The following is a 17,924-nucleotide window of genomic DNA, read 5'->3' on the forward strand; positions in this document are numbered from 1 at the left end:
TACCCCATGCAGAAATAAGCCTTAGCAACGTTTGCCAAGGCCTTGTCCGTGCAAGCCTTTCTGTCCACTTCCTTCGCAGCATACGCGTTCATCCTTCTGCTTGCAAGGCTCCGTGTTATTGCAGCGGATTGCCCACCAGCGTGAGCTCGGGATGTTGGTCAAACGCGTCTTTGCAGTAGTCGCACAATACGCGCACAACCGTATCCCCTCCACGTTCTCTCGATATTATAGATTGGCGCTCTTCAGGGGTCAAGGAATCGAACCCGAGACGCCCTTCCGTTACCATGGCATGATCGATTTCGGCGATCTTCATCCCACAGCAGCGACAAACATAGCGATAGCTCAAGCCGGCCACCCCTCAGGCACATGATATGTGTTAGTATCGCCCGGTGGATGGAAAATCATACAAATGGGCTTTTGTCTGTGTGCAAGGACTACCGCTTCAGGGTATGGACGTGATTCATCACCTTCACAAAGCTTTCGGTCGAGGCCATGGCGGCGGCTTCCGCGGCAATACGCACCGCCTCTTCGACCACCTGCCGCTCCGAGACGGCGAACGTGCCCAACACATGATCGATGACATTGCCCCCCGGCGCCGGCCGGTCAATGCCGATTCTAATCCGTTTAAAGGCCTGTGTGCCCAAATGCTGAATCAGCGACTTGATGCCATTATGGCCGCCGGCGCTGCCCTTTTCCCGCAGGCGAACCTGTCCCAGCGGCAGGTCCAGATCGTCGTAAATGACCAGAATATCGTCAGGGGTAAGCTTGTAAAAGCGCAGGATTTCCCCAACCGACTCGCCGGAGAGGTTCATGTAGGTCTGCGGCTTCACCAACAGCACGCGCTCCCCGTTGATGCGCCCCTCGCCGACCAGCGCCCGGAATTTGGCCTGCTGGACCGGAATCCCCCACTTGTCGCTAATCTTATCGATGACCATAAAGCCGATATTATGCCGCGTATCTTCATATTTCTTCCCGGGATTGCCCAGTCCGATGATGATATTCACCCGCGTTCCCTCCAATCTCACCTCCCATTGTACATGAGACAACTCGGCTCCGCCAAGCCAAGGCATGGCGGAGCCATCGCTGGTGATTTGCGGAAAAGAAAGGCGCCCCACGCCAAAGTGGGGCAGCGTTCCCTGACTCAGGCGATGCCGTCCTCCGGATCAAGGCGCTCCCGGCTTAAAGGGGCTCGGGTCTGAAGATAGAGAAACGGCGCCAGCGCATGGGCAAAACAGCGCAGATACTCCATGTCTGCACGGGTGAACGAGTGTTTTTCCTCCCCATCGATGCTCAAAACGCCCAAAACCGCATCACCGATCTTGATCGGGACGCAGATGAGGGAATGATACACCTTCGTCGCCTTGGGATGGATAGTGAAGCTGTTCCCTTCCGCGGTCACGTCTCCGCTGAAATACGGTTCACCCGTCCGCAGCACCCTCCCGGCAGCCGAATCCAGCAGGGAGAGCCGCAGATGCTTGATCCCGTCCGGACTGAAATTCACCCCTTCGTGGATCTTAAGCTGCCCCTCCCCTTCCGGGACAAAGATCGCTACCCGGTGGTTGTTGGCGGGCTGTCTGGTCAGCATGATGCCGATCCCGGGCAGCGCATACTGATAGACCGCTTCGCACAGTTCATTGCATTCTTCTTCGTTCCGGCAGGCCATCGCCTTGGATACCTCAATGGACAACTGCTGCAGGAACTTGATGATGAGCGACTTCTGCTTCGCGTCCGCCGTCAGCTTCCCGATCTCCTCGCGCTGCGCCCGGACCAGCTCATGCGGTTTGATGTTGATGAGTCCGGCGATGGTTACCTCCGAACCCCGATGCAGCTTCCACACGGCCAACGCGCCCAACAGCACGGCAAAGGCGACCAGGATCACACCCAAAGCGGTCAGCACCCACGGCTGGGCCGCCGCAGACGAAATCGCCTTCCCGATCTGTTCCATCATCTTGTCCATGTTTGTCACCGGTTTCATCAGGATATTGCTCCCATCTTATGTAGCAAGAAAGAAGAAAATGTCAGGGTCTTCCAAAGATTCCCTTTGTCGCGTATCATTGTGACGAGGTTTTTTTTTTCACATAAAAAAAGACTCCCTTGTCAGCGGAATGCAAGGGAGTATCTCTCTTGCTGACAGCGTAAGCCCTGCCTGCTTATCCTTTTTTCGCCTCTTCAGCCGGTTCCCCAGCCGCCTCCGCCGCGTCAGCGGCTTCGTCGGATACAGCCTTGACAGGCATCACGCTGACGACCACTTCCGTTTCATCCGGCAGCACCGTCACCGTGTCCGGGATGTCCAGATCCTTGACAAGGACGACATCCCCGATATGTAACCCATCGACATTGACGATGAAAGATTCCGGAATATCCGCCGCCCGGCAGGTCACCTCTACGCTGTGGCGCACCAGCGTGGCTACCCCCAGCTCGGGATCGCCTTGCAGCACGATGGGCACACTGGTATGGATGCGCTCGTTCATATTGATGCGCTTGAAGTCGGCATGGAGCAGCGCTCCTGTCACGGGATGGCGCTGCAGTTCGTACACCATCACGGTATGCTCCGTTCCGTTCATCACCAGGGTAAACGGCTTGTTGGTCGGCTGATGGCGCAGCGCGGCATCCATTTCCCTGGCTTTCACCTGGATCGGCAGGTTGGCGATCCCCGTTCCGTAGACCACAGCCGGAATCCAGCCGTCCCGGCGCAGCGCCGCCGTGGATTTGGCAGTCCGTGAGGCCGCTTGAATCGTTTCCATAAAAAAACCTCCTTACGACAAACTAGCAATTCTTTCCCTTCTAGCTTGTCCAAAGGAGGCCATTTTGAATCTGGATGAACTTAATCGAACAGCTTGCTGACCGAAAGCTCTTCGTGAACGCGGATGATCGCTTCCCCGATGATCGGCGCCACCGAGAGCACCTTGATTTTGTCGATCATTTTCTCTTCCGTCAGCGCGATGGTGTTGGTTACCACCAGCTCGCGGATTTTGGAATTGGCGATGCGTTCGATGGCAGGACCGGACAGAACCGGATGGGTGCAGCAGGCATAAACGTCGCGGGCCCCCGCTTCCACCAGGGCATTGGCCGCCAGGGTAATCGTTCCTGCCGTGTCGATGATATCGTCAATCAAAATCGCCGTCTTGCCATCGATATTGCCCACGATGTTCATCACTTCCGCCACGTTGGGTTCCGGACGGCGCTTGTCGATGATTGCGATCGGCGCTTCCAGACGCTCCGCCAGCTTGCGGGCACGCGTCACCCCGCCGTGATCAGGCGATACGACCACAATGTCCTGCAGCCCTTTTTCGGCGAAATATTTGCCCAGAATCGGCACACCCAGCAGATGATCCACCGGAATATCGAAAAAGCCCTGAATCTGCGTCGCGTGCAAATCCATCGTGATGACGCGGTGAGCTCCTGCCGTCTCGATCAGATTGGCCACCAGCTTGGCCGTAATCGGGTCGCGCGCACGGGCTTTGCGATCCTGACGGGCGTAGCCGTAGTACGGAATCACCACGTTGATGCTCTTGGCGGATGCGCGTTTCAAGGCATCCACCATGACCAGCAGTTCCATCAAATGCTCATTGACCGGCGCGCTGGTCGGTTGGATCACGAAGACGTCGCAGCCGCGGACGCTTTCGTTCAATTTAATCTGACACTCGCCATCGCTGAAACGAACCGCCTGGGCATTGCCCAGCTGCAGGCCGATATGGTCGGCAATCTCGTGCGCAAGTTGCGGATTGGCGCTGCATGTAAAGACCTTCAGTTTCGGGTCGCGGTAGTTCGCCATCTTTCGTAAGAACCTCCCGTATTATTCCTGATTTCTTTGCTTACGTGGCAACTTTGCCGCGTAGCCCGGTTTGTTTACCTGCCGTTCACGTGCGATCGCCAGCGCATCGTCCGGAACGTCCTGGTTGATCGTGGATCCGGCAGCGACATAGGCGTTGTTTCCGATCGTAACAGGGGCAATCAGGTTGGTATTGCAGCCGATAAAGGCTTGGTCGCCCACGATGGTTTTATGCTTTTTCGCCCCGTCGTAGTTGACCGTGATGGTGCCGCAGCCGATGTTCACGCTTTCCCCGATCTCGGCGTCCCCGATATAGCTCAAATGGGGCACCTTGGAGCCTTTGCCGATCCGGGCGTTCTTCAGCTCGACGAAATCCCCGATCTTGGCGCCGGCCGCGATGTGCGTCCCCGGACGCACGTAGGCAAACGGCCCGACCGACACATTCGCTTCCACGGCGGATTCCACCAGCACCGCGTAGGAGATCGTAACACCGTCCCCCACGGTCACGTCACGCAGGTCCGCCTGCGGCCCGATGAGGCAGTCCGAACCGATCACCGTTTTGCCCCGCAGATGGGTTCCGGGCAGGATGGTTGTGTCCGCCCCGATGGTCACATCCGCTTCAATATAAGTGGAAGCCGGATCCTGGATGGTGACGCCGTTGCGCATATGTTGTTCATTAATCCGCAGGCGCATGTAACGTTCCGCCTGGGAAAGCTGGACGCGGTCATTGACTCCCATGGTTTCATCCGGATCGCGGGCAATGTACGCGACGACCTTCTCGCCGGCATCGCGCAAAATACCAACACAGTCTGTGATATAATACTCACCCTGGGCATTGTCGTTGTTGACCTGCTTCAGCGCGGCAAGCAGTTTCTGGTTGTCAAAACAGTAAATGCCTGTATTGATTTCCCGGACCAGCCTTTCTTCCGGGGTGGCGTCCTTGTGTTCGACAATTCGCAAAACCTCGCCCGCTTCATTGCGGATAATCCGTCCGTAACCGGTCGGGTCGGCAAAGGTCGCGGTTAGAACGGTTGCCGCCGCCTGCTCCGCCTGATGGTACGCGAGCAGTTCGCGGAGCGTATCCGCCGAGAGAAGGGGCGTGTCTCCATACAGGATGAACGTGACGCCTTCCTTGCCCGCCAGATGCGGGACAGCCTGCTGGACGGCGTGTGCGGTTCCCAGCTGCTCGCTCTGCAGCGCGTAGGTGACACGCTCGCCAAGCGCCGCGCGAACGGCATCGGCACCATGTCCAACCACTACAACGACATCCTCCACCTTCATCGCAGCCAACGTGTCCGTTACATGCTGCACCATCGGTTTACCGCAGACCGGATGCAGAACCTTGTACAGCTTGGATTTCATCCTGGTCCCTTGTCCGGCGGCCAGCACAACGGCATGGATGTTTGACATGATAACCCTCCAGCTTAGAAGTTCCATCATGACTATATCTTAATCGTATGTCGATTTCAAGAGAAGTTTGACGCCCCTCCGCCCCTGCCTTATCATGGAAAAGACAGCATGACCCAAGGGGTAGAGAGAACGGGAGGAGGAGTCACTTTCATGGTCGATGTCTATGTGCTGACCGGTTTCTTGGGCAGCGGCAAAACGACGCTGCTTACCCGCCTGCTGGACCACCTGCGCAAGGAAGGCGGCAACGTGGTGGTGATGATGAACGAAATGGGCGAAGAGGATGTGGACGGGGAACAGCTGCAGGGCTTCGGGTTTCCCGTGAAAAAAATGCTGGACGGCTGCATCTGCTGCTCCATCCGGGGAGAGATGACGGAGGGGCTGAAGGAAATTCTCGCGGGGCTCAAGCCGGACCAGATCATCATCGAGACCACGGGCGTCGCGGACCCGATCGACGTGGTGGACGCCCTTACCCATCCGGAGCTGGTTGACTCCCTGGCCGTCAAAGGATTGATCAGCATCGTGGACGCATCCCGCTTCCTTGAATTGAACTCCCGCTTCCAATCCAGCGGGGCGCTGGTAAAAACCATCCGCAACCAGGTCAAATATGCCGATCTGATCCTGCTCAACAAAATCGACCTGGTCTCCGGCGAAGTGCTGGCCAAAGTGAAAGCCAAGCTGCAAGAGCTGAATCCGTACGCCCCCCTTCACCCTACCACTCACGGCGACATCGATCTGCCTGCCCTGCTCCGGGTGAAGCGTCTGGCTGAACGCGCCGCGGAAGAACGGGCGCGCGACAAGGCGGCTGCGGGCGTTCCCGTGCAAAAAGGGATCGGCCGTTTCCTCAAACAAACCCTGGGCCTCAAGACCGATCCGACCCTTTATTACAGCATCGAGTCCTTCTCCTATGCGTTCAAGGGGCCGGTCGACAGCAAAAAATTTGAAAACTTTCTCTGGGACCTTCCCAAAAACGTTTACCGCGCCAAGGGATATGTCCAGTTCATCGGTCAAGACGAGCTGATCTCGTTCCAGCACACCGACAATCAGGTAAATCTGTTTCCGTTCCCCAACTTCGGACCCAAGATGGTGGCCGTCTTCATCGGGGAAGGGCTGGATCGGGAGAAAATCATCGCCGATCTGGAAAAATGCTACTAAATAACCCACCCGGCTTGAGCTAACGCTCCCCCCACTCGGCGCTAGCTAACGCTGTACCGAGTGGGGGCCCTCTTTGCGCCGGGCGGGGGCCCCAACCATAACCCCGCCGACTTAAGCTAACGCTGGTGTCGGCGGGGCCCCCAACCTTTCTTCATTGTCTAGGCTCCAAAAAATTTCTTCTCTGACAAGAAAAGGGGCTGTTCCTCCTAGTGAACAGCCCCTTTGGTCATTGTCATCATGCGCCTGCCTCAATACGGTCTTCTTCTTCCAAGCCGACACGCTCATATTCTGCGAGCACAGCCGCTTGGATCTTCTCACGAGTAGCCGACGAAATCGGGTGTGCAATATCGCGGAATTCGCCATCAGGAGTACGTTTGCTTGGCATCGCCACGAACATACCGTTGTTGCCGTCAATGACCCGAATATCGTGAACCACAAACTCGTGATCGATCGTAATGGAGGCAATGGCTTTCATTCTTCCGTCGGTATTGACTCGGCGAAGTCTTACGTCTGTAACTTCCATCTTGTGTTCACTCCCTTTATCTATAAAAGCGTTTCATAATAGTTCCACAAGATGGTTAAATATTCCTGCTGAAATTCCTCAAATTCGCAAAAAATTCTTGATAGATGGTCGGATGTCTGTTACTTCTCTCCTAGATAAGCGACCAATTCGATCTCCACGCGCACGTCTCTCGGCAGGCGGGCCACTTCGACCGTCGAACGAGCCGGTTTGTAATCGCCGAAATACTGGGCATACACCTCGTTCAACCGGGCGAAATCGTTCATATCTTTGAGAAAGACGGTCGTTTTGACCACCTGGGCAAACGACACCCCTGCCGCTGCAAGAACCGCCTGCAGGTTGGCAAACACCTGATGCGCCTGTGCGGCAATGTCCCCTTCCACCAGCGTACCGTCCGGCTTCAGAGGAATCTGGCCGGAGGTAAAAAGAAACGGGCCGACTTGTACGGCCTGGCTGTATGGGCCGATCGCCGCAGGTGCCTGGTCGGTCGAAACATACGACAGATTGCTCATCAGACTCATCCTTTCTTTATTTGCTATGCAAAATAGCTGCCCAATTCGATCCGGATCTGCTTCTCTTTTACATCGACGTCCTTCAGCCGCGCCAGCGAAATGTATTCATCGACCAGGCGCTCCGACACGTCGGCCGCTTCCACCAGCACGCCGCACCCGACAACCGTCGCCCGGAATTCTTGGAGCAAATCGATCATTCCCCGCACGGTGCCGCCCGCTTTCATAAAATCATCGATGATCAGCACGCGGGACTGTTCCGCCAAAGCGCGGCGGGCCAGCGACATGGTTTGAATCCGCTTGCTGGAACCTGACACGTAGTTGATGCTCACGACGGAACCTTCCGTCACCTTATTGTCCCGGCGGACGATTACAACGGGAACGTTCAAATAGGAGGCAGTCGCATGCGCAAGCGGTATGCCCTTGGTCTCAACGGTCATGACCACTTCCACATCCTGATCCGCGAAGGCGGTGGCAAACAGTTTGCCGATCCGGGCAAGCGTTTGCGGATGCCCCAGAATGTCGGACATGTACAGATAGCCGCCGGGCAAAAGGCGTTCCGGCTTTTCCAGGAGTCCGATCATTTCCTGCATAAACGCTTTGGCATCGTTCGCGTTCATTTGCGGGATGAATTTAACCCCGCCTGCGGCGCCCGCCACCGTCTTCAAGACGCCGATCCCCTGTGATTCAAAGGCTTCTTTTATAATCGACAAATCCTCACTGATGGAAGACTTGGCCGAACCGTATTCTTCAGAAAACAGCGTCAGCGGAATCAGCGTATGGGGATGGGCCAGCAAATGCTGCGTCATATCCACCAACCGCGCGCTTCTGCGCAATTTTTTCATGCTTGTTCCCCCATCTAAAACCCGAATATTTGTTGTTAATGTACCATTTATGTACGGATTTACGCAAGTATTTCCGCCTCCGCACAGCCAAGTATTCGGGCTACGTACACATCCTTTACAAATCCCCGCAGCGCGTTGTAGATGCGCTGCACCTTCGCTTCCTTCTGCACCAGGGCAAAGACGGTCGGACCGCTGCCCGACATCAGCACCCCGTCCGCTCCGGAGGCGGCCATCAGCTCCTTGATCTGGCGCACCTGGGGATACAGCTCCACCGTCACTTCTTCCAGCACATTCCCAAGGGAACGGCACATCAAGCCGAAATCCTGGGTGCGTACAGCCGCCAGCATATCCCCGGTGGGGGGATGGGGCGTTCCTTCATGCAGGCGCAAGTTCCCGTAAACATCCGCCGTCGACACGCCGATCGGCGGCTTTGCCAGAATGACCCAGCAGGGCGGGGGCGCCTGAAGAAGCGCAATCTTTTCCCCGCGTCCCGTCGCCAATGCCGTGCCGCCATAAACGCAGAACGGCACGTCTGAACCGATCTCCGCCCCGATCTCGGCCAGCTCATCCAGGGAGAGACCGAGCTCCCACAGTTTATTCAAGCCGCGCAGGGTTGCCGCCGCATCGCTGCTGCCGCCGGCCAGCCCGGCTGCGACCGGTATCTGCTTCTCTATGTAAATGCGCACGCCCTGTTTCACACCGAAACGTTCCTTCAACAACAGCGCCGCCTTGTAGGCGTGGTTGCGCATATCATCCGGTACATAACTGGCGGAACACTCCAGCCGGATCTCGTCGCTTGCCAGCGGCCAGAGATCCACCCGGTCGGCCAGATCGACGGTGGTCATCACCATCTCCACCTCGTGATAGCCGTCGGGCCGCTTGTAGAGGACATCCAATGTTAAGTTGATTTTGGCCGGAGCTTTCACTGAAATCCGCAACGCTTTCACCTTCTTCTGATTCCTAGGCTCTTATTGTAGCATAGGGAGAATCTGGGACGCCACTTGGGTGTGACTTGACCAGGCATGATGCAAAAAAGCCGGGGGTTCCCCGGCTTCCTGTCAGTGAGATTACTTGGCGTTCTGCTTGGCCAGCGCTTCCTCGGCGATCTGGATTGCCCGCTTCACCAGATTCCCGGCATCACGCGTGGTGATGGCTCCCCATCCTTCGCTCTTGACGGTGTCGTAAATCCCCAGTTCTTTGGCGAGTTCCATTTTGAACGCTTCCGACATGATGCCTCGTCTGCGACCCATGCCTGACGACCTCCTTTTCTCACTGACGGATATAGTATGCGTCTCTCCCGCCAAAACAAAACAGCAGAGCCCGAGGCTCTACTGCTGCTGAATAACGGTTATGCGGATATGCTCGTCTTGTTTACATACGGTAAGTTCTACCGTTTCTGTCAAGATGTCTGCGTAACTGTACGAAACCCTTTCGAACAACTGATCATCGTCCAGCTTTACTACAAATACAGAGGGGTACGTTTCTTCCAGGATGCCCGTCCGCTCAACGGTCTTGCGACGGCCGCCGTTGGCTTTCAGCAGAATCCTTTCACCAATGTGCTCATCCAAACTGCGTTTGATATCAAGTAACGCGTTTCTAGCCATTGTCTCATCCACCTCGCTTGTATCCATTATAACAGTCCCTGCTTGTTTTGTCAAAGAAATTTAAAATTATAGCAACCCGGGTGAGTTCTTGTCAACGGAATTTTTTTTGTGAAACTGCTCACCGTCTATTAAAATAACCCGCTTTTTCGACAATCATGTGTCGAATCAGCGGGTTATTTTTCCCATTGCTATCTTATCTTGGCGGCATATATCACATTGGCCAGACCGGCAAACTCCTGAAGGGACAGCGTTTCCCCGCGTCTGGCGGGGTCGATCCCGGCGGCGGCAAGCAACTGTATCACCTGATCCTTCTGCTCTTTTGTAAACAGATTGTGCTGCAGATTGTTGAGCAGCGTCTTCCGCCGTTGGGCGAAGCTGGCCCGAACCACCCGGAAGAAAAGCGCCTCATCCGCCACTTCCACCGGCGGTTGCTTCCGCAGGGTCAGTTTGATCACCGCGGAATCCACATGCGGCCGCGGCACGAAAACGCTGGCGGGCACAACCATCGCCACTTCCGCCTCCGCGTAGAATTGGGCGGCCACACTAAGCGACCCGTAATCTTTGGTCCCCGGCTTGGCGGCGATCCGGTCGGCCACCTCCTTCTGGATCATCACCACGATATGCTCCAGAGGCAGCCGCTCCTCCAACAGCTTCATCAGGATGGCCGTCGTGACATAATAGGGCAGGTTGGCCACCACGCTGATCTTCTGATAGCCGGAAAACCGCTCGCGGATCAAACGGTGCAAATCGATCTCCAGCACATCTCCGTGAACGATCTCGATGTTGGGGTAAGGCCCCAGGGTCTCGTCCAGAATCGGCAGCAGCCGCTGATCGATCTCCACCGCGACCACCTTGCCAGCCGCACGCCCGAGCTGTTCCGTCAGCGCCCCGATGCCCGGGCCGATCTCGATGACGCCCTTTTCTTTGTCAAGCTGGGCTGTCTCGACAATGTTGTGCAGGATGTTGGTATCGATCAGGAAGTTCTGTCCCAGGCTCTTTTTAAAGGAAAAGCCGTATTTCTCGAGGATATCGCGCGTTCGGGACGGGGTGGCGATGTCTTTCAGGCGGACATCCGTCACTGCTGATCCCTCCCTTCATCGATGGCGGCCATGGCGTTCTCGAATTCCTCCCGGCTGATCCGGAAAGCGTTCAAGCGCTGCAGCATCTGTTTGGCGTTGGCATAACCGATCCCCAAGCGTTCTCCCAAACGCAGGCGCCGCTCCTTGGAGTCGGGGCCGGAGGTAAGCCGATGCTCCACCATGTCGGCGAAGGTGATTTCGCCGACCTCGTCGGCCATTTCGGTCCGCACTTCGGAAAGGGCCCGGAGAATCGTCTCGGGGGAGGCGTTCTCCACGCCGATATCTCCCTTTTTCATCCCCTCTTCCTGCTTGATGAAGGCATGCTTGCATCCGGGCACTTCCCGGCTGATGATCTTGCGGATGCGCTCTCCCTGATAGTCGGGGTCGGTAAAAATGATGACGCCCCGCTTCTCCTGCGCCAGCCGGATCTTGCGGATCGTGGCCGCATTGATGGCGGAACCGCCCGTTTCGATCGTATCCGCCTGGACCGCCCGCTTGATGGCGGCCGTATCGTCGCGCCCTTCGACGACGATCACTTCTTTTATCTTCATGTTCCTTGCTCCCATCCCTGGTTTCGGATGTTCTTTTTTTTCAAACCAATTTTTGGCGAAAAAGATGTAACGAATCGCCCCCGTTCACGTCAGAACAGGTAGAGTTAGCGTATCATAACCAGAGGCAAAAGAAAACCCGCCCGGGCTGTGCAAGCGCTCCACCTGCTCGACGGCAGCCAACGCTGTGCCGAGCGGGGTTCCTTGCTGTGCCGGGCGGTTCCCCGAATCTTCCTAAAAATTCCTTACATTCCCTTTTTTAGATGCCTTTATGGTTTATGCGGTCCGATCACATATACCGTTTTACCCCTTCTGCGGCCAAACGTGAGCGCTTCCGATTGGGTATCATAAAAGACATCGATTGTCTTGCCGTTTACCGCGCCGCCGGTATCTTCCGCCCGCCGGTAGCCGACCCCCTCGATGTAGACCCACCACCCCAGCGGGATGACGCTTGGATCGACGGCGATCGTTCGGCCTTCGGTCGCTTTGACGCCTGTGGCGGTACGGCCGTATCCCGGCGATTTCGGACTTTTTCCTCCGCCTGCCGGTGTGTAGGCGGTCAAGGTAACGTTGGTCAGTACCCGCTGCGGCCGGAATACCTTGCCTCCGCGCGACACGAGCCCCGCCGCCGTCACCGCCGGTTTTGACGCATTTGATGCCGTCACAACCTTGGTGCCGACCGCGATGATCCGGTCATGCTTCGGCGTAACCACGTCACGTTTGACCAATTCACGCGACACTTCCTTGCCGTTTTCCGAAACCAGTTTGTAGTGATCCACCGCCAGGCCCTGCTGTCCCTGCTGCAGGACTCGCGTTTCCCCCTTCTTGAGGGTTGGATCAAATTTGCGAATTTCCTGATAAGGCAATTCTTCTTTCACTTGCACGATTTTTACATCAACGCGTGTGACGTGAATCGGTGTCCCCTGGTCGATGGATGCGGACAGCGCCGGTTCCACCTTGTCCGTCGGCTTGAGCGTGACGCCCGCCTCCTGCAAAATGCTCGCTACATCCCGTTTCACGGTATGTACGACCTTGGTTTGTCCATCAACGTGGACAGGTACTTCCCAGCTGGTATGTAATGCAATGGTTAGTTCGTCTGTTAGCGGTGTATCTGCTGACGGGGTCAGCAAATCCTTGTCGGTTAACGCGATGTGCTGTTCCTTCAAGAAATCTTCGACTGTTTCTGCAGTTGTCTCGAACGATTTAGTTTCTCCGTTGTAAGAGAAGGTAATGTGCTTTGGCTGGGAAGTGAGGATGAAGGTGCCGCTGATTACGGATGCCATCACCAGAACCAGGCAGCTGGCCGCTGCCAGGATGAGCTTCTTGTGTGCCATCCATAACTTGCTCAACTCCATGTCTCACACTCCTTTTCCAGAAAAGCTTCCATGGAAGGCCTTTCCCTGACAGAAGAGGCCTTCTTTAGCCGCAGCTTTCGGATCAAGCCAGTTTCGGGGGTGTGCATAAGTCGCACTTGATTGTATGCTACTTTTTCCGGTTTGTCAAATTTACTCACCGAAACTTTCTTGCTCTCCCAAAAACTACCTCCAAAGGTAGCAGACACTGCCCGCAAAAGAAAGGCACTTTCTGTCGAGTCTCCCCTGTCGATTTCTCCTTTTCGTTCGACATTGAACATGATATGCATGACAGGCGGGTAATAGAACGGCGATTGTCCCAGATCGTCCCCCGCCAGCGTGCGGAAGACGCCAAAAACCCCTCGATTCGTTGATCGGATCGAATCGAAGGGTTTCTTAAGCCTGCCGCTTATGCGTCGGGGGCAGGCAGCCGGAACACTCTGCGCGCATTCTCCGACGTGATTCTGGCCATCTCTTCGTAAGAGAGGCCGTGAAGGCGGGCCATCTCCTCCGCCACGTAGCGGACATAACCGGATTCGTTGCGCTTGCCGCGGTACGGATGCGGGGTAAGATACGGACAATCCGTTTCCACCAGCAGCCGGTCAAGCGGCACTTTGGCTGCCACTTCCTTGGGCTGCTTCGCGTTTTTGAAGGTTAGCGGCCCGCCGAACGAAATGTAGAAGTTCATGTCGAGCGCCATTTTGGCCGTCTCCCAGCTCCCCGAGAAGCAGTGCATGATGCCGCCCACCTCGCCCGCTTTCTCCTCCCGCAGGATGGTGATCACGTCGTGATGGGCGTCGCGGTTATGGATGACGATGGGCATCCCCAGCTTGCGGGCAAGACGGATCTGTTTGCGGAACACCTCCGCCTGCACATCCTTGGGCGACGTGTCCCAGTAATAGTCCAGCCCCATCTCGCCGAGGCCGACCACTTTGGGATGGCGGCTCAATTCCTCGATCCAGGCGAGATGGTCGTCCGTCATGTCCTTGGCGTCCTGCGGGTGCCAGCCGATCACGGCATAGATGAAATCATACCGTTCGGCCAGTTCCAGGCAGGTGGGGATCGTCTCGGCATTGAAGCCGATGTTGACGATCGTGCTGACGCCGTTCTCCCGCGCGCGGGCAATCACTTCGTCGCGGTCCTCGTCGAACTCCGGCGCGTTCAAATGGGCGTGCGTATCAATGACCACGGGCCGTTCATCCTTTCCTTACTTGACAATCGCGCCATTTGGCATGCTGGGATCGACCGTCGCCAGCGTCAGCTGGTCGACGACGGAAGCCGCCAGGATCATGCCCTGCGACAATTCGCCGCGCAGCTTCACCGGTTTCAGGTTGGCCACCAGAATCACTTTTTTGCCAACCATCTCCTCCGGCGTGTAGTATTTGGCGATGCCGGATACCACCTGCCGCTTTTCGTAGCCCAGGTCGAGCTGCAGCACCAGCAATTTGTCGGCGTTCGGGTGTTTCTCGCAGGCGATCACCTGCGCGACCCGCAGCTCCACTTTGCCGAAATCGTCAATGCCGATCTCTTCCTTCACATCGGCCGGTTTTTCCGCTGTCGGTTCTGCGGTTGGGTTGGTCGTCTCGCTCATCGTCGATTCTCCTTTCAATGCTTCCTGCTTTTTCTTGTTTTCTTCCGCTTGGCGGCGCGCCTCGGCGGTCGATTCGTCAATAAACGCCAGCTCGGCTTCGATATCGAGGCGAGGGAAGAGCAGTTCGCTGCGGTTCACACGGCTGCCAACGGGCAGTCCTCCCCACGTGCCGGCAGACTCCCAGGTGCGGGCTTCCGGCCGATCGGCAATGCCCAGCTGCTGCCAGATCTTCGCCGGCGCCTTGGTCATGAACGGCTGGATCAGGATGGAGACGATGCGGATGCTCTCCACCAGATTGTAGAGAACCGTTCCCAGGCGTTCCCGGTTTTCTTCCGACTTGGCCAGGTTCCACGGCATGGTCTCATCGATGTATTTGTTGCTGCGGCCAATCAGTTCCCAGATATGGGTGAGCGCGTTGCTGAAGCGCATCTCGTCCATGTGCTCTTCCACCAGCGCCTTCGTTCTGGTCGCCAGGCTGATCAGGCTGTCGTCGAATTCGCCCGGCTGTGTCGGGGCGGGCACGACGCCGTCGAAATATTTCTCGATCATGACGAGCGAACGGCTGAGCAGATTGCCGAGGTCGTTGGCCAGATCGAAGTTGAGCCGCTGAATGAAAATCTCGGGCGTAAAGACGCCGTCCTGCCCGAAGGCGATTTCACGCAGCAGATAGTAGCGGACGCCGTCGGAGCCGTACCGGTCGATCAACAGTTTGGGATCGATCACATTCCCCTTGGACTTGGACATCTTGCCGTCCGGCATCAGCAGCCAGCCGTGGCCAAACACTTTTTTCGGCAGCGGCAGGCCCAGCGCCAGCAGAATAATCGGCCAGTAGATGGTATGGAAGCGGATGATGTCCTTGCCGACCAGATGGACATCGACCGGCCAGTAGCGGCGGAATTTGCTGTCATCGTCGGACAGGTAGCCAAGCGCGGTGATATAGTTGGCCAGGGCGTCGATCCAGACATAAATCACGTGCTCGGGGTCGTTGGGAACCTTGATCCCCCAGTCGAACGTGCTGCGGGAGACGCTGAGATCCTGCAGGCCCGGTTTCAGGAAATTGTTGATCATCTCGTTGCGCCGCGTCTCCGGCTGGATGAAATCGGGATGTTCCTCAATATACTTGAGGAGCTGATCCTGATATTTGGAGAGGCGGAAGAAGTAGTTCTTCTCTTTGACCTTTTTCAGCTCGCGGCCGCAGTCGGGACAGAAGTAGCCTTTGTCGGTCCTGGCCTGCGTTTCCGTCCAGAACGCTTCATCGGGCACACAGTAGTAGCCTTCGTATTCGCCCAGGTAGATATCGCCCTGATCGACCAGGCGCTGAAAGATTTTTTGCACCGCTTCCTTGTGGCGGGGCTCCGTGGTGCGGATGAAATCATCGTAGGAAATGTCCAGCCGCTGCCAGAGGTCCTTGATCCAATCCACCACCGGATCGATAAATTCCAGCGGCTGCATCCCTTCCTGCGCGGCGCGTTCCTGCAACTTTTGGCCGTGTTCATCCGTCCCTGTCAGATAGTAGACATCAAACCCGCGCAGCCGCTTGTAACGGGCCATCGCATCAGCGGCGATGGTGGTGTAGGCATTGCCAATATGAAGCTTGTTACTCGGATAGTAAATCGGGGTCGTAATGTAATAGGTGGGTTTTGACATGGGCAACATCCTCCAGTGCAAAATGGGAATGAATATAAAAAAGACCCATCCCTGATTGGGACGAGCCTGTTGAACTCGTGGTACCACCCAAATGCTCCATCTCCCTCACAGGAGACGGACTCGGTGAGTCGCATGCGACCCTCCCCTGTAACGCAGGGATACGTTATCGACTAGTCGCGCTCCTTGCCAGGAGGCGATTCGCCCATAAAGACTCGGGGGCCATGTTCAGCTTGTCTCCTTATACCGGTTCGCAGCTACCCCGGCTCTCTGTCATAAGGCAAACAGGCTTACTCTTCCCGTCATCGTCGGTGTGTATCCAATTGGTTTCCCTTTCTATTGTACTCTACCATCGCCATTTGTAAACCCTCTGTCAACGAGGCTCCTCTTCACCCTTTGTCAGCAGACTTTGTCGAATAAAAGGCACGAATTCGACACGAAACGACTAAAATTCCTTACATTTCCACAAAGTCGTTACCAGTTACTTTTTTCCAATAACAGATCAAAAAAAAGAGCATTCGATAAAATTATCATGATCTAAAAAGGATTTTATCAAAGTGCTTCAAAATGACTGAAAAAAATGTATTGACACCTTTGGGAATCACTGGTATTATGAAGGCAGCTTTAATTGTCGAATAATGACGATAAATTAATAAAGCAATCGACAATCGCTGCCGGATATTAAGCTACCGAGAGAGGAGAATCCAGACATGATGAAATCAACAGGTATTGTAAGAAAAGTGGATGAATTGGGCCGCGTTGTGATTCCGATTGAACTTCGCCGTACCCTTGGCATTGCTGAAAAGGACGCGCTGGAAATCTATGTGGACGGCGAACGCATTATCTTGAAAAAATATGAGCCTGCATGTATTTTCTGCGGCAACGCTGATAAAGTTACCCATTTCAAAGGAAAAATCATTTGCCAGGACTGCCTGAGCGAATTGCCGGTTGTTCAAAAACGATAGCGGCTCGGTTCCATAATCAAAAGAGGCTGCCCCTCGGGTCAGCCTCTTTCTTCTTCACGGTGGTACCGGTTGTAGACGTCCCGCTTGGGCAGGCCGCGATCCTCCGCTGTCTGTTTGAGCGCCTCCTTTTTCGACATCCCTTGGCCGCAGTAGTGATCCACGTGCTCCACGAGGCTCAGCGCCTGCCACCATGGCGCTGCCTCGTCTCCCCCCGGGCCTGCATCCGCTCCGGCATAACCGGCCACCACGATGCAGAACTCGCCGCGCACCTCTCCTTCATGCAGCCACCCGATCAGCTCGGACAAGGTCCCCCGGGCGAATTCTTCATACCGCTTCGTCAGTTCGCGGGCCAGCACCGCCTGCCGTTCTCCCCAAACCTCCCGCATGTCTTCCAGCGTCTTGACGATCCGGTGAGGCGCTTCATAGAACAGCAGGGTTTCCGGATAACGCTTCAGGCGTTCCAGCTCTGCCTGTCGTTCCTTTTTCTCGCGCGGCAGAAAACCGGCGAACACAAAGCGTTCCGTAGGCAGGCCCGAAGCGATCAGGGCCGTTAACGCCGCATTGGCGCCTGGAATGGGGATGACCGGGTAGCCTGCCGCGACGGCGTCCCTCACCAGGTCGGCTCCCGGATCGGAAATGGCCGGAAGACCCGCGTCGCTCACCAACGCGATCTTTTTGCCTTCGGCCAGCCACTGCAGGAGTCCGGTGCCGCTCGCCTGCTTGTTGTGCTCATGGTAGCTGACCGTCCGCTTGTCAATCTGGAAATGGTTCAGCAGCTTGCGGGTCTGCCGGGTATCCTCGCAGGCGATCACGTCGGCGGCACGCAGCGTTTCCAGCGCCCTGACGGTGATATCGTCCAGGTTGCCGATGGGCGTCGCGACGAGATAGAGGCATCCCTGTTTATTGTCACTGAAGCTCTGCTGCACTTTCATC

Annotated in this window: 20 protein-coding genes and 1 other annotated feature; of the genes, 2 read left to right on the forward strand and 18 right to left on the reverse strand. The window is 56.2% G+C overall.

Features of this window, described 5'->3' with window-relative positions; genetic code table 11:
* Nucleotides 1-115: 115 nt before the first annotated feature.
* The 6 genes from G3578_RS15040 to glmU form a co-directional block, all read right to left on the reverse strand.
* Nucleotides 116-346, reverse strand: a complete 231-nt coding sequence (locus tag G3578_RS15040) for an anti-sigma-F factor Fin (RefSeq protein ID WP_165213778.1) — start codon at nt 344-346, stop codon at nt 116-118.
* Nucleotides 347-434: 88 nt separating this feature from the next.
* Nucleotides 435-1,004: an aminoacyl-tRNA hydrolase gene (gene pth, locus G3578_RS15045; protein WP_165213779.1), complete on the reverse strand. Its 570-nt coding sequence runs from the start codon at nt 1,002-1,004 to the stop codon at nt 435-437.
* A gap of 137 nt (nt 1,005-1,141) precedes the next feature.
* Nucleotides 1,142-1,975, reverse strand: a complete 834-nt coding sequence (locus G3578_RS15050; RefSeq protein WP_165213780.1) for a GAF domain-containing protein — start codon at nt 1,973-1,975, stop codon at nt 1,142-1,144.
* Between the two features lie 175 nt (nt 1,976-2,150).
* Nucleotides 2,151-2,744, reverse strand: coding sequence for a 50S ribosomal protein L25 (locus tag G3578_RS15055; protein ID WP_165213781.1), 594 nt, complete (start codon nt 2,742-2,744; stop codon nt 2,151-2,153).
* A gap of 80 nt (nt 2,745-2,824) precedes the next feature.
* Nucleotides 2,825-3,775 (reverse strand): ribose-phosphate diphosphokinase, encoded by a 951-nt coding sequence (locus G3578_RS15060; protein ID WP_165213782.1) that lies wholly within the window; start codon nt 3,773-3,775, stop codon nt 2,825-2,827.
* Between the two features lie 21 nt (nt 3,776-3,796).
* Nucleotides 3,797-5,182, reverse strand: a complete 1,386-nt coding sequence (glmU, locus tag G3578_RS15065; RefSeq protein ID WP_165213783.1) for a bifunctional UDP-N-acetylglucosamine diphosphorylase/glucosamine-1-phosphate N-acetyltransferase GlmU — start codon at nt 5,180-5,182, stop codon at nt 3,797-3,799.
* 150 nt (nt 5,183-5,332) lie between these two features.
* Here glmU and G3578_RS15070 point away from each other — a divergent pair, with 150 nt between their 5' ends.
* A complete protein-coding gene (locus G3578_RS15070; RefSeq protein ID WP_165213784.1) occupies nt 5,333-6,334 on the forward strand; it encodes a CobW family GTP-binding protein in 1,002 nt (333 codons plus the stop codon).
* Between the two features lie 235 nt (nt 6,335-6,569).
* On the opposite strand, the gene spoVG is transcribed toward G3578_RS15070, so the two are convergent.
* From spoVG to metG, 11 genes are all read right to left on the reverse strand, one after another.
* On the reverse strand, nt 6,570-6,857 hold the full coding sequence (gene spoVG / locus G3578_RS15075) for a septation regulator SpoVG (protein WP_165213785.1): 288 nt from the start codon (nt 6,855-6,857) through the stop codon (nt 6,570-6,572).
* A gap of 119 nt (nt 6,858-6,976) precedes the next feature.
* On the reverse strand, nt 6,977-7,366 hold the full coding sequence (locus G3578_RS15080; protein WP_165213786.1) for a RidA family protein: 390 nt from the start codon (nt 7,364-7,366) through the stop codon (nt 6,977-6,979).
* Between the two features lie 23 nt (nt 7,367-7,389).
* Complete coding sequence (gene purR / locus G3578_RS15085; RefSeq protein ID WP_165213787.1) at nt 7,390-8,208, reverse strand: pur operon repressor; 819 nt, start codon at nt 8,206-8,208, stop codon at nt 7,390-7,392.
* 59 nt (nt 8,209-8,267) lie between these two features.
* Nucleotides 8,268-9,146 carry a 4-(cytidine 5'-diphospho)-2-C-methyl-D-erythritol kinase gene (ispE, locus tag G3578_RS15090; RefSeq protein ID WP_165213788.1) on the reverse strand — a complete coding sequence of 293 codons (879 nt, stop codon included), beginning with the start codon at nt 9,144-9,146 and terminating at the stop codon, nt 8,268-8,270.
* A gap of 129 nt (nt 9,147-9,275) precedes the next feature.
* On the reverse strand, nt 9,276-9,458 hold the full coding sequence (locus tag G3578_RS15095; RefSeq protein WP_165213789.1) for a small, acid-soluble spore protein, alpha/beta type: 183 nt from the start codon (nt 9,456-9,458) through the stop codon (nt 9,276-9,278).
* A gap of 78 nt (nt 9,459-9,536) precedes the next feature.
* Nucleotides 9,537-9,812: a biofilm formation stimulator Veg gene (veg, locus tag G3578_RS15100; RefSeq protein WP_165213790.1), complete on the reverse strand. Its 276-nt coding sequence runs from the start codon at nt 9,810-9,812 to the stop codon at nt 9,537-9,539.
* A gap of 188 nt (nt 9,813-10,000) precedes the next feature.
* Nucleotides 10,001-10,891 carry a 16S rRNA (adenine(1518)-N(6)/adenine(1519)-N(6))-dimethyltransferase RsmA gene (gene rsmA / locus G3578_RS15105; RefSeq protein ID WP_165213791.1) on the reverse strand — a complete coding sequence of 297 codons (891 nt, stop codon included), beginning with the start codon at nt 10,889-10,891 and terminating at the stop codon, nt 10,001-10,003.
* The gene (rnmV, locus tag G3578_RS15110; protein ID WP_165213792.1) at nt 10,888-11,442 is read right to left on the reverse strand and encodes a ribonuclease M5; all 555 of its coding nucleotides are present in this window, start codon (nt 11,440-11,442) and stop codon (nt 10,888-10,890) included. The genes rsmA and rnmV overlap by 4 nt, the downstream gene beginning before the upstream one ends.
* A gap of 266 nt (nt 11,443-11,708) precedes the next feature.
* Nucleotides 11,709-12,794: a 3D domain-containing protein gene (locus G3578_RS15115; RefSeq protein WP_165213793.1), complete on the reverse strand. Its 1,086-nt coding sequence runs from the start codon at nt 12,792-12,794 to the stop codon at nt 11,709-11,711.
* 406 nt (nt 12,795-13,200) lie between these two features.
* A complete protein-coding gene (locus G3578_RS15120) occupies nt 13,201-13,980 on the reverse strand; it encodes a TatD family hydrolase (protein ID WP_165213794.1) in 780 nt (259 codons plus the stop codon).
* A gap of 18 nt (nt 13,981-13,998) precedes the next feature.
* Complete coding sequence (gene metG, locus G3578_RS15125) at nt 13,999-16,029, reverse strand: methionine--tRNA ligase (RefSeq protein WP_165213795.1); 2,031 nt, start codon at nt 16,027-16,029, stop codon at nt 13,999-14,001.
* A 53-nt stretch (nt 16,030-16,082) separates the two neighbouring features.
* Nucleotides 16,083-16,341 (reverse strand) — a binding site (T-box leader).
* Between the two features lie 395 nt (nt 16,342-16,736).
* Here metG and G3578_RS15130 point away from each other — a divergent pair.
* Nucleotides 16,737-16,991, forward strand: coding sequence for an AbrB/MazE/SpoVT family DNA-binding domain-containing protein (locus G3578_RS15130; RefSeq protein ID WP_165213796.1), 255 nt, complete (start codon nt 16,737-16,739; stop codon nt 16,989-16,991).
* A gap of 38 nt (nt 16,992-17,029) precedes the next feature.
* Here the strand turns inward: G3578_RS15130 and rsmI are convergent, their stop codons facing one another.
* Nucleotides 17,030-17,923 (reverse strand): 16S rRNA (cytidine(1402)-2'-O)-methyltransferase, encoded by an 894-nt coding sequence (rsmI, locus tag G3578_RS15135; RefSeq protein WP_165213797.1) that lies wholly within the window; start codon nt 17,921-17,923, stop codon nt 17,030-17,032.
* Nucleotide 17,924 lies beyond the last annotated feature (1 nt).

Source organism: Brevibacillus sp. SYP-B805 (assembly GCF_011059135.1).
In the GTDB taxonomy this organism is placed as follows: Bacteria; Bacillota; Bacilli; order Brevibacillales; family Brevibacillaceae; genus Brevibacillus_F.